This window comes from Virgibacillus sp. GM2-2 (assembly GCF_055329585.1).
On sequence record NZ_JBUZWC010000014.1, the window covers coordinates 70491 to 83905 of the forward strand.

Below are 13415 nucleotides of genomic sequence, written 5' to 3' on the forward strand. Positions count from 1 at the left end.
TGGGTGAATATCCTAACGGTGTAAATGTATAGGAAGGGGTATAGATTTGAATAAAAATAATATGAACAAAATGATGTATGGATATCCACCGAATTACGGAGTTCAGGGAACATACCAAGACAATGATATTAAAGATCTGTGTAACAAGTATATGAACTACCATGTTATCGGTCAGATGAATGATGGCTCGCAGCTGGAAGGTATCATCACAGATATGAGCGATGATGAAGTAGAAATGTTGGTACCTGAAGACGTCTATGATAGTGAACCAAATAGGCAGTTTGGTTATGGCTATGATTATAACGGTTATGATTACTACAATGGCTATGATGACTATTACGGTAGGAGAAGATATCGTCGATACAATCGACGTCGATTCCCGTTTTATTTCTTTAGAACACTTTTTCGTTACCCATTCTACTTTTAGTGGTATGCTATGGATTAAAAATACCCAAATTCATTGAATTTGGGTATTTTTATTGGGGAAACGGTAAATTAAAGGATGTCCCCCTTTAAGCAACAGCTCAGGCGGCACCATCTTTTCTTATCGTTTAAATAAATCCTTATCAATTGATCCAAGTATCTTGTTTAAATTATCTAGATTGTTAACCATTTCTTTTTCTTCAGCAGTTACTTTGAGTGTTTTTTCGATATAATCTATCCATTCGTTTTCTAGCTGTCTAACTGTTTTTCCGTATACTTCTTTTAAAATCTTTGGTATGTCCGGTTGGTTATAAATTCGTTCAAATTTTTCTATGCCATACGTATCTATTAGATATGTAACAAATGACCCTGCATGGACATAACTCATCCATTGAAGTAATCGGTCACTTTGCTCATTCATTACTGGTCTAAAATAACTCGTATCATATCCAACCGTGATTAATTTGATTAATGGTAGATTTTTTTCCCGATTGATTAAAAACTTCATAATCTTATGTTCAGAAAAACCAAAATTTGCTTGTTCAGTAGTACCGTATTTACTTTCCATATAGGTGGCAAATCCTTCTTGTGTAAAATATCCTCTACTAGAACTGAAATTTTCTCCATAACCGAGTATCGTATGCGTCATTTCATGAACAATTGGATAAAGGTCTGGGTCATTTGCATACAGTTTAATATTATGTTTATAGCCTGTCGATGGCTTATTTCCCTTCAACAAATGAATATTTATATTTTTTGCTGGGGTGTAATCTGTATCAATCGATCCTTTAACTACTTGATATGCAGCTAAAATTTCTTTTTTTAATCCTTCAAGTTCTTCTGCCGAAACCTCTCTGGTATTAATAATGGTAAACGTAACTGCTTCATCTTCAGTAATTATTATGTTTTCCTTGGTTTCTTCTACCTTTGGTTCATTTACTGGTTTTGATTCTTTTGGTGATGCCTCAGGTGAGCATGCAGTTAATACTATTACTAGAGTAATAATACTGACAATACGAATAACAAATTCCTCCCTTTGTGAAAGCGTTTAGAATACTTACGATTAATAGTCAAAAAAGTTTCACAAATAGGAGGGCAATTTAAACTTTTCATGTAACAAATAGATTTATGTCTGTTCGCTACCTTTTCTCACACAAAACCATCCATTCATCAATCGAAAATGCCTGAATTTGTTCATCTGTAATTTCAATTTTAAAATACTTACGCACAGTTTCTGAAGCATTCTTCATATAAGTTGTGACTTCACGTTTGATTTCTTCGTCTTCTAACATGCGATTTAGCCATTCCTCATATGGTAATGTTTTCTTTCGTGTCGCCTCTTTGACCACTGATAAATGAAAAGAAGCTAGTAGTTTTTTCCATTCGGATATTGCGAGCGATCGAACATGGCTATAATCACGCATCTTTTCGAATGTGTTGACAAAATTATCGAGTGTTGGATCCTCTGGTGCGATGTTATCGATAAGAACAAACTTTCCACCTGTTTTCAACACACGTTGCACTTCATGAATGAATTTTTCAGGGTTTGGAAAATGGTGTGCAGCGATTCTACATGTAACAATATCGAATGAATCGTTTTCAAAAGGTAAGTTTTCTGCATCAGCAATTGCATAGCTGATGTTTTCATAGTCTTTGAGATGTTTTGCCGTATTTTCAAGCATCTCTTCAGTCAAATCGGTCGCAACTACTTTTCCTACGTGATTGGAAAGCTGTTTAGCAACGTGTCCGCCTCCTGTAGCAATATCAAGGACACTCATTGTCGATTCAGGCTTCAACCATTTGATCATAAGTGGCAGATCGCTGCCTGTTCCATGGGTGGAGCTTGTAACGTAGGCATTACTGTTTTTCGAAAAAGCTTTTTTTACATTTTCTTTTTCATTCATGAGACACGCCTTCTTTCGATTTGATAAATTCTATATCTTTATCTTATGTTCTAGGATGCAATAAGTAAAATACTAGTTTATAATCAATAGTAATAATGAATACTTATCAGGTGGGAGTATGACATGAAAATTGACGATTATATTTTACTATTAAAATTACATGAAATTGGGACTATTCGTGGAACTGCCAAGGCGGTTTTGATTTCTCAACCAGCCGTTACACAACGATTGAAATATATTGAGGAGCATTTTGGTCAAACAATTTTTCTTCGTACATCAAAAAAACTAGTGCTTACTGGTGTTGGAGAATTGATTTTGAAGCACGCGAAGACAGTGGTCGAAGGAGAAGAGGCGTTAAAAAATAATTTATTAGAATCAAGTGAAACAGTTCAAGGAACTTTATCTATTGCGTGTTCATCCTTGATTAGTCAACGGTATTTACCCGCAATGCTTGCGGAATATACGAGTCAATACCCAAATGTTAGCATCGATCTGGTCACTGGAATTAGTGAAGACATCAAGCGAAATCATAAAAATTACCACGTTTGCATCATCCGTGGGGAAAAGTTGCGTGAAAGTACATCTTCCTTATTGTTTGAAGATCCATTATACATATTTGACACGGAAGAGTTTCCAAAAAAGAAATTGAAGGAACGTCCATTAATATCCTTTAAAAGTGATGATAGTATGCATGAACTAGTTGATAACTGGTTGTATCATCACCAGCACCATATTAAACCACTTAAAACGATTCGAGTTGATCAAATCGAAACGTGTAAGCAATTTATGAAACAGGGGTTAGGAATGGCAGTATTACCTAAAAGTGTCTCGGATACATTGATGGACGAATACCCACATGTTGCGTTAAAACTAAAGAATCGTAGTGTGACACGAAGTACATGGGTATCTTATCAAGAAGAAGTAAGAAAACTTCCTCAGGTAGAAAAATTTCTGCAAACGATTTTGAATAAAGAATATATCTAAGTGTTTAGTATCGAATTCTTAGTGGAATGGTATTCTATAGTCAAATTTAGAGGGAGTGCTAATTAATATGAGTGAAGTAATTTTTACATCAAAAGCGACAGCAAAAAACGGTCGTGATGGTCATGTTAAATCAGAGGATGGATTAATAGATTTAAACCTAGTTAATCCTGCAACAAATAAAGAAGATAAAGGCTCGAATCCAGAGCAGCTATTCGCGGCGACATATTCAGCTTGTTTTGATGGGGCGTTAAATTTAGTAGCTTCGAAGCAAAAAAAAGATATTGAGTCAGAAACTACAGCGGAAGTTAGTTTTTGCAAGGATCCAGAAGACGGTGGATTCAAAATTGCTGCGACGCTAAATGTTGAAATTAACGGTGTTAGTCAAGAAGATGCTGACAAACTAGTTGAGGACGCGCATCAGGTGTGCCCATACTCTAAAGCTACACGTGGTAATGTCGAAGTGACGTTAAATGCGAAGGCAGTTTAAGAAAAAATTGTGATTTTTACAGAAATAAATAGAGACCAAATCATCAACTGATTTGGTCTCTATTTTTGCTTAAATTAAAAGTAAACCCATACGAGTGTGAAAAGAAAGAAAGGATTTTATCCAAGCTCGTTGAGCCTCAGAATTAACAGAAATATGGACTTGAAGTAACCACGGGATAAGTGGAAAAGAAAAATCCCACTGAAGTTTAAATGGGATTTGTTCCATGCTTGGGACTTTCTGTTTTTACCTGACTTTGTTCTTGGAAGAAAAAGACCTTGTATTTATTGCCAATAATAATGTCATTCCAATAATACAAGCTGTACCAATCCATTGGAAAAATCCAAAAGGCTCATTTAACCAAATAACTGTTGTTAAAACAGCGGACAAAGGTTCTAGACTTCCTAATAGACTTGTTTCTTTAGGTGAAAGACTTTGTAAGCTTTCAATATAGAACCAAAATGCAATCATCGTACCTAAAATGATGACGAAAAAGAGATACAAATAAATCTCTGCTGTCAAGCTTGTATAGTCCATTTTCCAAGGAGAATGGATAAGGCTTAATGCCAGACCACCAATAACCATTGCCCAGCCAACGATAACAAGCGAATCGTATTGCTTCGTGAGCGGAACGGCATATAATGTGTAAAAGGCTAACGCGAAGCCAGATAAAACACCCCAAACGATGGCTAGTATAGGCACAGATAATTCTGATATGGATCCATTTGTTAATAAGAAGAAGCAACCAATTAAAGCTAGTGAAACTGTCAATAAATCTTGGCGTGTTAAAACTGTTTGCTTGCGTACGAGTAAATAAATAATAATCATGACAGGGGCTAGATATTGTAATAACGTTGCAACAGCGGCATTACCATGATTAATAGATGCCATATATGTGTATTGAACCGCAAGCATGCCGAGTAATCCAAAAATAATCAGCTGAATGGCTACTTTTTTATTTTTCCAAACACCGATTATCTGAGAATAGTCTTTTTTTAATCCCTGAATAGCTAAAAGTAAAAACCCAGCTATGAGTAAGCGAATGGTTACGAGCCAATTGACATCTATAGCGTATTGTTGAAAGAGTTTTTGTGAAACCGTACCACCGACACCCCAAAAAAAGGCTCCGGTTATAACAAGAAATAATCCTGTTCTTTTACTATTTTTGTTCATCATTTTTCACCCCAAATTATAAGAATAATGTTATGATAAATTAAAGTTCACCGTAATAATACTCAAATTGTATGGAGAAATATAAATATATTGAGGTGATAAATTGCAAGTGAAAAATATTGAGTTAGGTCAAAATTTAAAAGAACTCACCACTCATCATACAGTCCACTTACCAATAGCCTGTTACGAAACAACGATTCGTCAAAATATACAAAGTTACATACCGCTTCATTGGCATGATGAAATACAATTTGTTTTAGTAGTAAAAGGGGAAGCAAGCTTTCACATAAATGGAGAAAAAATAGAGGTTCTAGCAGGAGATGGATTGTTTATAAATAGTGGCTGTCTGCATGCGGCGGAAGAAAGAAACCAATCAGGCTGTGTTTATATCTGTTTAAATATATCACCTCATTTTGTTTTAGCACAGGAACTACATACAACCTATGTATATCCTTATATTCAGGCGACTAATTTACCTTATTTATACATCGATGCAAATGATAATTGGGGGAAAAATATTTTAGAATCCATTATGAAAATTAGACACGGGATTCAACAAGGAGCACCATACTATGAAATCGACATTTCCTTACAAGTCATGCTAATTTGGCAAAACCTTATTATTAATGGCTTCCCATTAGAATACGATGAGACAGAAGCGCTGAAGCACCACCGGATGAAGCAAATGTTAAATTGGATACACCACCATTACGATGAGAAAATTATGCTAGAAGATATTGCAAGTGCCGGGCAATTGAGCCGTTCAGAATGTTGTCGATATTTCAAGCGCATGTTAAAAACAACACCATTACGTTATGTAACCGATTATCGAATTCAAAAAAGCTTAGTCATACTTCAAAATACAGATACGAGTGTTACGGAAATCGCTTATCAAGTAGGTTTTAATAGTACAAGCTATTTCATTGATCAATTCCGCAAGATGAAGAACATGACCCCATTAACATACAGAAAATATAAATGGGGTAATCATTTATGACATTCATAATCGGATGCCATGATAAGACAGCTTTGATTATAGTCGAAAGTAAATGTACATCGGTTTTTGGAAAATTATATATAGTGGGACATTATGAAAAATTGTACTTAAACTAACGCAGTATTTTACGTTAAGAAGGAGCAATAACTACTATGGCTAAAACGTCAGGCTGTTTTACTATTGTTATCAATGAAGAAGATAAAATATTGTTAGCGAAACGAAAGGATTATCCACTCTGGGACTTACCAGGTGGAACGGTAGAGAAGAAAGAACCATTAGAAAATTGTGCTATAAGAGAAACAGAAGAGGAAACAGGCTATATTATTTCAATCAGACGAAAAATCGGTGAATATTATCAACCTCAATACGATGATATACAATATTTATTCTTAGGCGAATTAAAAGGTGGATCACCGATAGAGGATGGTCCTGAAACAGAAAAGGTAGAGTGGTTTAGCTTTAAAGAACTTCCTTTATTTATGATTCCAAATAGAAGAAAACAAATTAAAAATTACATAAAACATAGAAATGTAATTGTAAAAGATTCAATAAAAATTTCACATTTTAATATTCTTCTATACAAAGGGTTATTAAGAGTATTAGGCAAAAAAATATAACGGTTAACTAAAGAGTGCTTTACATAACTAATTTCTTTTGAAGCGATATTACATAATTGGAGCGATGCTGGAAGTAGGGGGGTGTGAAGGAATACGTAAACGGTGGGTTGGTGAACGAGAATGAAGACGTAATAGGGGGATTAAATATGATTTAAATGATTAAATTAGAACTCAAATAAAAGAACCCTCATCAAGTCGATGAGGGTCCTTAAGAGTTGGAATAATTACGTCTACTAGGATCACTGGGAAAGGTTCAATCAGAATCCATAAAAATCTCATATATCCCATCATGACTTCAGCTTTGCTACTATATCCTTATCAGGAGTCACAAAAACTGTTTTTTGGTTATCGTAAATCACATAACCTGGCTTAGCACCATTTGGTTTTTTAACATGCCTGATCGCTGTGTAGTCGACTGGAACTGAAGACGATTGCCCCGATTTACTAAAGTAGGCGGCTAAATTTGCTGCTTCCATTAATGTTTCTTCGCTTGGGTTCTTGTCGCGAATAACAACGTGGGATCCAGGAATATCTTTTGTATGTAACCATACATCGTCACGATGGGCGAGTTTATTCGTTACATATTCATTTTGTTTATTATTTTTTCCAACTAGAATAGTTGTACCGTCCGTTGCTTGATACGTTTCAGGCTTTGGAACCCCTTTATTGTTTTTCTTTTTAGTTTTTGTTCGTTGCTTTTTCAGATAACCTTCATCTCGTAATTCATCACGGATTTCTTCAATATCTTCCTCGCGTGCAACATCAATTTGTTGCAGCAATTGATCTAAATAGTCTACTTCCTCAAGTGTTTTCTTAATTTCTTTCTCGACTACTTGTTTAGACGTTTTTAGCTTTTGATATGTTTTAAAGAAGGCTTGCGTATTTTCGCTAGGTGTTTTATTCGGGTTTAATTCAATCGTAATTTCACGTTGTTCTGGATCATAGTAATCAATAACGGTGACAGATTCATCGCCTTTTTGAATAACGTGCATGTTAGCTGTAAGAAGTTCACCTATTCGTTGATACTTTTCTGCACCTGCTGCTTTTTTCAATGTTTGGTGGTGTTTTTTCAGTTTCCGCTCGTTTTTGTCCTTTTCATTTTTGATAAAACGATAAAGATCCTTTGCTTGTTGCTTTACGCGATCTCGTTCAGCTTTTCCGGAAAAAAAAGCATCAAGCATTTCATTGGTCGTTTCAAACGCTTTTCGTTCGCCATCTACTGATTCTAAATCTACCACATGAAAATCTTCTTTTTTCCCTTTATAGATAGTAGGTTTGTATTGGTTATTTACAATTTCTTGTTGTATATCTTTGAACACTTGCATATAGGTATCCTGTGAACCCAGCTTAGCTCTTGCAACCATTTCACGCGCTAATAATGGCGATATACCATTAAGCGTTTGGACGATTTGGTTTTCTATTTTCCCTTGATTGAAATCAATTTTACGGATGAATTGCTCTTCATTGATTTCTAATAAGTTGAGTTTATCTTGATGGGGAGGAAGAATATACTCATGTCCAGGCAGGATAGTCCGATGACGGTTCAATGACAACGGTACATGCTTTAAACTATCAATAATATGACCTTTTTCTTTGTCTACAAGCATTAAGTTACTATGTTTACCCATCAATTCGATGATTAATGATTTATAGGTTACATCCCCAATTTCATTTCGTGTACGAAACGTAAAGGTTACGATTCGTTCCATTCCATATTGTTCAATCGATTCGATAAATGCACCAGATAGATGCTTACGTAGAAGCATACAAAACATGGGTGCTTCTTTTGGATTTGTATAGGAATCATTTGTAATATGAATGCGCGCATACATCGGGTGAATCGAAAATAGTAGTGTTTGATTTTTTCCGTTACTACGTATAGTAAAAACTATTTCTGTATCAGTTGGTTGATATATCTTTGTAATTTTTCCTGTCATAAACTGGTCGTTCCATTCGTTAACGAGTGCTCTCGTAACAACTCCATCAAATGGCATGTCAATCACCTCATGCGCAATTATAGCATTTTTCTGGACAAGTCTGCATACATATCGTTAAGAGAACGCTATATTTATCATTTCTGATAAGAAAAGCAGTTGAAACTGGAGGGGTGTGTTTTGCAATGGTATCAATTAGACAAGGAAACACTTGAGCAAAAACTACATGTATCGAGCGAACGAGGGCTTACCGATAAACAAGTAGCCACAAGACGAAAACAACATGGAACCAATGAATTGGATGCAGGGAAGCAAACACCAAAATGGTTAATATTTATTAAACAATTCCAGGATTTTATGGTATTGGTGTTACTAGCAGCAACGCTTATTGCGGGGTTGCTTGGTGAATACATTGATGCAATCGCAATCATGGTAATTGTATTAGTAAACGGTTTTATTGGTTTTTTTCAGGAGCAAAAAGCGGAGAAATCATTAGCCAAGCTGAAAGAACTATCGGCCCCATTTGCATATGTATTACGAAATAAGGAATGGGTGCAAATACCATCAAAAGATATTGTTGTCGGTGACGTCATTCAAGTACGCAGTGGGGATAGAGTTCCTGCTGATATCCGAATAATTAATTCACAAAGCTTGGAAACAGAAGAATCAACGTTAACCGGCGAGTCGCTTCCAGTAGTAAAAAATACGAATACGATTCATAAAAATGATTTAGGTCCACAAGACCAAACCAACATGGGATTCATGGGAACGTTAGTAACGCGTGGCTCTGGGGTAGGAGTCGTTGTTGGTACTGGGATGAATACCGTTATGGGACAAATTGCTTCCTTAATGGTTAAAACAAAAAAGACGATCACACCTCTAGAACACAAACTTGCTGAATTAGGCAAAATTTTAATCATTCTTGCACTAATACTAACAGCAATGGTAGTTATTGTTGGTGTATATCAAGGACATCCTGTTTATAATATGTTCCTTGCTGGCGTGTCACTTGCTGTTGCAGCCATACCAGAAGGATTACCAGCAATTGTTACTGTTGCGTTGTCATTAGGTGTTCAACGTATGATAAAAAAGAAAGCGATTGTTCGAAAGCTTTCTGCAGTTGAAACGCTAGGTTGTGCGTCTGTTATATGCTCGGACAAGACTGGTACAATGACCGAGAATCAAATGACGGTGAAAGAAATTTATGTAAATGACGAAAAGTTATTTGTAACAGGCGATGGCTATGAGTTACAGGGAGAATTTTATTCAAAACAGAGAAAAGTGGACGATCAATTTCCACAACTAAAATCGATGCTATTGTATGGAATGGTCTGTAATAATGCCTCCATTCTTGTGAAGAAAGGCAAAAATTTTATTAATGGCGATCCAACCGATGGAGCACTATTGGTTGCTGCTAGAAAAATGGGATTGGGACAAGAGGACGGAAAGGGATTTCGTATCATAAAAGAAATACCGTTTGATTCTACACGAAAACGGATGAGTGTAATTGTGGAGGACGAACACAAACGCCAATTTTTGATTACGAAAGGCGCGCCTGATGTATTACTTCCGCGCTCATCTTTTATCCAATCAAATAATGAAAGTCGATTAATGAAATCTGCAGACAAAGCTCGGATTAATAGTGTAATTGGTGAAATGGGTGATAAAGCATTAAGAACGATTGCGATTGCAATCAAACCACTATCGTCAACAACAGCAAGTGATGAAGGCTTGCTGGAAAATGATCTGACCTTTATAGGCTTATACGGCATGATTGACCCACCTCGAAAAGAAGTAAAGGCAGCGATTGCAGATTGTAAAGAAGCAGGAATAAAAACGGTTATGATAACCGGGGATCATGAAAAAACTGCTCGTGCGATTGCTACTAATTTAGATCTATTACCAGAGGATGGCCTCGTACTTGACGGTTATCAATTGAATCAAATGTCTACTGAAGAACTAGTAGAAATAATTGATCGTGTCTATGTATTTGCGCGAGTAACACCTGAACATAAATTAAAAATCGTCGACGCATTTCAACAAAATGGTCATATCGTTGCAATGACTGGGGACGGCGTAAACGATGCCCCGGCAATTAAAGCAAGTAATATTGGAATTAGTATGGGACGTAGTGGTACAGATGTTGCTAAAGAAGCTTCATCACTTATCTTGATGGATGATAACTTTGCAACAATCAAGGCTGCAATTAACGAAGGAAGAAATATCTATGAAAATATCCGGAAATTTATTCGTTATCTGTTAGCTTCTAACGTTGGAGAAATACTAGTGATGTTATTCGCGATGGTTTTAGGGCTTCCACTGCCACTGGTTCCAGTACAAATACTATGGGTGAACCTTGTTACAGACGGGCTTCCTGCGATGGCACTTGGCCTAGACCAGCCTGAAGCAGATGTGATGAGTAGAAAACCGCGTAATCCAAAAGAAGGAATTTTTGCACGGGGTTTAGGTTTCAAAATAGTCACTAGAGGTATTTTAATCGGTATCGTAACATTAATTGCATTTATGATGGGTTACCAAGGAAATCCGGACAATTTGATCTATGGTCAGACAATGGCATTCACAACACTAGTAATGGCTCAACTAATCCATGTGTTTGATTGTCGAAGTGAACATTCCGTATTTTCAAGAAATCCATTTGAAAATAAATATTTAGTACTAGCAGTATTATCATCGATTGCTATGCTGCTTTGCGTAATCTATTTCCCACCGTTACAACCAATTTTCCATACCGTGTTCCTAGGATTACGTGATTGGATCTTCATTTTAGCACTAAGTGCTATTCCGACAGTTTTATTCGGATTTACAAAAAAATAGAATTTATCAAGGCTCCTTTCTTGTATAATGAAGAAAGGAGTTTTTCTTTTTCCTTAAAAAATGTATAATAGACGAAGCAAACAACTAGTTAGTCTTCGTAAATGTTTGAGTTTTGTAGTCTCCATTGATTATAATAGAGAGATAATAGAGACAGTACTGGTACATATAAGGGGGAGCCAAGTTTGAGTTTACGACTAATTAATATCGGTTTTGGAAATGTTGTATCGGCTAATCGTATCATTTCCATCGTTTCACCTGAATCAGCACCGATTAAACGAATTATTACCGTTGCAAGGGATAACAATAAATTAGTAGATGCAACTTATGGAAGACGTACACGTGCTGTAATTATAACAGATAGTGATCATGTTGTATTATCAGCTGTACAACCAGAAACCGTTGGACAGCGTGTATTAAGTCATGAAGAGGTTTCAGATGAATAGGAGGTACTGATTTGATTGATCAGAAAGGTATATTATTTATTCTTTCAGGTCCATCTGGTGTTGGAAAAGGGACTGTAAGAAAGGAACTTTTTGACCAGGATACGGACTTGAAATATTCCATATCGATGACGACACGGGATATGCGTCCAGGAGAAAGAGAAGGAATCGATTATTTTTATAAAACAAACGAAGAATTTGAAACATTAATTGAACAAAATCAGCTGTTAGAATATGCCAAATATGTTAATAATTACTACGGAACACCTAGAGAGTACGTAGAAAAAACGTTAGCAGAAGGGCATGATGTTTTTTTGGAAATTGAAGTGCAAGGCGCGTTACAGGTTCGGAAAAACTTTCCTGAAGGCGTATTTATCTTTTTGTTCCCACCAAGCTTAGACGAATTAAAGAACCGAATTGTCAATCGGGGAACAGAATCACAAGATCTCGTTTTGAACCGTTTACGCGAGGCAAGAAACGAAATTGAAATGATGGATGCATATGATTATGTCGTCGTGAATGATCAAGTCGAACATGCCGTACAAAAGGTTCAGTCGATTATCCAAAGCGAACATTGTCGGAGAGAACGAATTGAAAAACAATACAAACAATTACTGGAGGATGAGATATCATGATGTTAGAGCCATCAATCGATAAACTGCAAGAAAAAATCAAATCAAAATATACACTCGTCACCTTATCCGCACGTAGAGCAAGACAAATGTTGGATACAAATTCCCAGCTAATCGAGAATCCGAAATCGTATAAGCATGTAGGAATTGCATTAGAAGAAGTATTAGCAGATAAACTATATGTAAACGAAAAGTAAGATAAAACCCTCGCTTGATGCGAGGGTTTTTTGGTAGGGTTTTACACCAACGACTCAACGTCACTTTGCAAAAAGCCTCCCATCTAGTATGATGTAAGGCTTTTGTTTCCCATTCACTACTTTCAGTGCCTCTTATTTTCAGTCGATGGGATTGTGGGGCCTAGAGGCAATCAAACAAACGGTTATGAGTGAACTTGGATTTGCTGTTTTACCTTACATTTTCTGCTTGGATGTAAAAGTCATGGTTGCCTATACGATCATGTATATGGTCAGGACTATCAGGACGGCAAGCAAAACTACTGGTTAGAAGGATTTTTGTATATTTCGTAACTTACTTTAACTGCGAAGTTGCCCGCAGCGGAAATCAACGTTGCTGTTACATAAGCATAAATTTTCACTAGTTCGCAGTTTGTTTGCAGATAGTAGAAAAATCTTATTAATGAAAGTAAGCACACTATTAGCGAAATGGAAATAAGCGGACACCAGAGCCCTTATTTGAATAAAATTAGGGTAAATGGGCTTGTTCGCGGACACAGGAGACCTTATTTAGTAAATAAAGCCTGATTTCAACCTGTCTTTACCTAAATAAGGCATCCTGTGTCCTCGAGACCCATAAAACACGCCCAAAAAGTAAGAATAAGGTCTCCTGAGTCCGCTACCGAGTAATCTCCGGCTCTAACTTTTTCAGGTGGAATACTCGCAGTTACTTCGAAAACGAAAATATGGAAATAACCAATCCTCAAATAAAACATAGTTAATTAAAAATTACGCTATTATATGATATAAATAGAGATA

At 36.2% G+C, this 13415-nt stretch carries 13 protein-coding genes and 1 pseudogene; 10 read left to right on the forward strand and 4 right to left on the reverse strand.

Annotated features, from left to right (window positions below; all coding sequences use genetic code 11):
• The first annotated feature begins 46 nt into the window (after positions 1 to 46).
• Complete coding sequence (locus ACY9Z2_RS14910) at positions 47 to 427, forward strand: hypothetical protein (RefSeq protein WP_463610450.1); 381 nt, start codon at positions 47 to 49, stop codon at positions 425 to 427.
• A 117-nt stretch (positions 428 to 544) separates the two neighbouring features.
• Here the strand turns inward: ACY9Z2_RS14910 and ACY9Z2_RS14915 are convergent, their stop codons facing one another.
• Entirely contained in the window at positions 545 to 1159 is a 615-nt protein-coding gene (locus ACY9Z2_RS14915; RefSeq protein WP_463610451.1) for a gluzincin family metallopeptidase, read from the reverse strand.
• 403 nt (positions 1160 to 1562) lie between these two features.
• Positions 1563 to 2327 carry a class I SAM-dependent methyltransferase gene (locus tag ACY9Z2_RS14920; RefSeq protein ID WP_463610452.1) on the reverse strand — a complete coding sequence of 255 codons (765 nt, stop codon included), beginning with the start codon at positions 2325 to 2327 and terminating at the stop codon, positions 1563 to 1565.
• Positions 2328 to 2450: 123 nt separating this feature from the next.
• On the opposite strand from ACY9Z2_RS14920, the gene ACY9Z2_RS14925 reads away from it, so the two are divergent.
• Together ACY9Z2_RS14925 and ACY9Z2_RS14930 are read left to right on the forward strand one after the other, a co-directional pair.
• A complete protein-coding gene (locus ACY9Z2_RS14925) occupies positions 2451 to 3311 on the forward strand; it encodes a LysR family transcriptional regulator (RefSeq protein ID WP_463610453.1) in 861 nt (286 codons plus the stop codon).
• A 67-nt stretch (positions 3312 to 3378) separates the two neighbouring features.
• On the forward strand, positions 3379 to 3798 hold the full coding sequence (locus ACY9Z2_RS14930) for an organic hydroperoxide resistance protein (RefSeq protein ID WP_463610454.1): 420 nt from the start codon (positions 3379 to 3381) through the stop codon (positions 3796 to 3798).
• Between the two features lie 243 nt (positions 3799 to 4041).
• Here the strand turns inward: ACY9Z2_RS14930 and ACY9Z2_RS14935 are convergent, their stop codons facing one another.
• The gene (locus tag ACY9Z2_RS14935) at positions 4042 to 4968 is read right to left on the reverse strand and encodes a DMT family transporter (protein ID WP_463610455.1); all 927 of its coding nucleotides are present in this window, start codon (positions 4966 to 4968) and stop codon (positions 4042 to 4044) included.
• 103 nt (positions 4969 to 5071) lie between these two features.
• Here ACY9Z2_RS14935 and ACY9Z2_RS14940 point away from each other — a divergent pair, with 103 nt between their 5' ends.
• Positions 5072 to 5965 (forward strand): AraC family transcriptional regulator, encoded by an 894-nt coding sequence (locus ACY9Z2_RS14940; RefSeq protein WP_463610456.1) that lies wholly within the window; start codon positions 5072 to 5074, stop codon positions 5963 to 5965.
• A gap of 152 nt (positions 5966 to 6117) precedes the next feature.
• Positions 6118 to 6582, forward strand: a complete 465-nt coding sequence (locus ACY9Z2_RS14945) for an NUDIX hydrolase (RefSeq protein WP_463610457.1) — start codon at positions 6118 to 6120, stop codon at positions 6580 to 6582.
• A gap of 287 nt (positions 6583 to 6869) precedes the next feature.
• Here the strand turns inward: ACY9Z2_RS14945 and ACY9Z2_RS14950 are convergent, their stop codons facing one another.
• Positions 6870 to 8576, reverse strand: a complete 1707-nt coding sequence (locus ACY9Z2_RS14950; protein ID WP_463610458.1) for an Rqc2 family fibronectin-binding protein — start codon at positions 8574 to 8576, stop codon at positions 6870 to 6872.
• A 120-nt stretch (positions 8577 to 8696) separates the two neighbouring features.
• Here ACY9Z2_RS14950 and ACY9Z2_RS14955 point away from each other — a divergent pair, with 120 nt between their 5' ends.
• The 5 genes and pseudogenes from ACY9Z2_RS14955 to ACY9Z2_RS14975 form a co-directional block, all read left to right on the forward strand.
• Entirely contained in the window at positions 8697 to 11351 is a 2655-nt protein-coding gene (locus ACY9Z2_RS14955; protein WP_463610459.1) for a calcium-translocating P-type ATPase, SERCA-type, read from the forward strand.
• A 182-nt stretch (positions 11352 to 11533) separates the two neighbouring features.
• Positions 11534 to 11794: an extracellular matrix/biofilm regulator RemA gene (remA, locus tag ACY9Z2_RS14960; RefSeq protein ID WP_463610460.1), complete on the forward strand. Its 261-nt coding sequence runs from the start codon at positions 11534 to 11536 to the stop codon at positions 11792 to 11794.
• A gap of 11 nt (positions 11795 to 11805) precedes the next feature.
• Positions 11806 to 12426 carry a guanylate kinase gene (gmk, locus tag ACY9Z2_RS14965; protein WP_463610461.1) on the forward strand — a complete coding sequence of 207 codons (621 nt, stop codon included), beginning with the start codon at positions 11806 to 11808 and terminating at the stop codon, positions 12424 to 12426.
• On the forward strand, positions 12423 to 12620 hold the full coding sequence (gene rpoZ, locus ACY9Z2_RS14970) for a DNA-directed RNA polymerase subunit omega (protein ID WP_463610462.1): 198 nt from the start codon (positions 12423 to 12425) through the stop codon (positions 12618 to 12620). Before gmk ends, rpoZ begins: the two co-directional genes overlap by 4 nt.
• Positions 12621 to 12753: 133 nt before the next feature.
• Positions 12754 to 12840 (forward strand): annotated as a pseudogene (locus tag ACY9Z2_RS14975) (LysR family transcriptional regulator); the annotation flags it as partial.
• Positions 12841 to 13415 lie beyond the last annotated feature (575 nt).

Bases quoted from the DNA above. Each gene is read 5' to 3' on its own strand.
- ACY9Z2_RS14925 (WP_463610453.1), top strand. From the start codon at position 2,451: ATGAAAATTGACGATTATATTTTACTATTAAAATTACATGAAATTGGG.
- rpoZ (WP_463610462.1), top strand. From the start codon at position 12,423: ATGATGTTAGAGCCATCAATCGATAAACTGCAAGAAAAAATCAAATCA.
- ACY9Z2_RS14920 (WP_463610452.1), bottom strand. From the start codon at position 2,327: ATGAATGAAAAAGAAAATGTAAAAAAAGCTTTTTCGAAAAACAGTAAT.
- ACY9Z2_RS14930 (WP_463610454.1), top strand. From the start codon at position 3,379: ATGAGTGAAGTAATTTTTACATCAAAAGCGACAGCAAAAAACGGTCGT.
- ACY9Z2_RS14945 (WP_463610457.1), top strand. From the start codon at position 6,118: ATGGCTAAAACGTCAGGCTGTTTTACTATTGTTATCAATGAAGAAGAT.
- ACY9Z2_RS14935 (WP_463610455.1), bottom strand. From the start codon at position 4,968: ATGAACAAAAATAGTAAAAGAACAGGATTATTTCTTGTTATAACCGGA.
- ACY9Z2_RS14950 (WP_463610458.1), bottom strand. From the start codon at position 8,576: ATGCCATTTGATGGAGTTGTTACGAGAGCACTCGTTAACGAATGGAAC.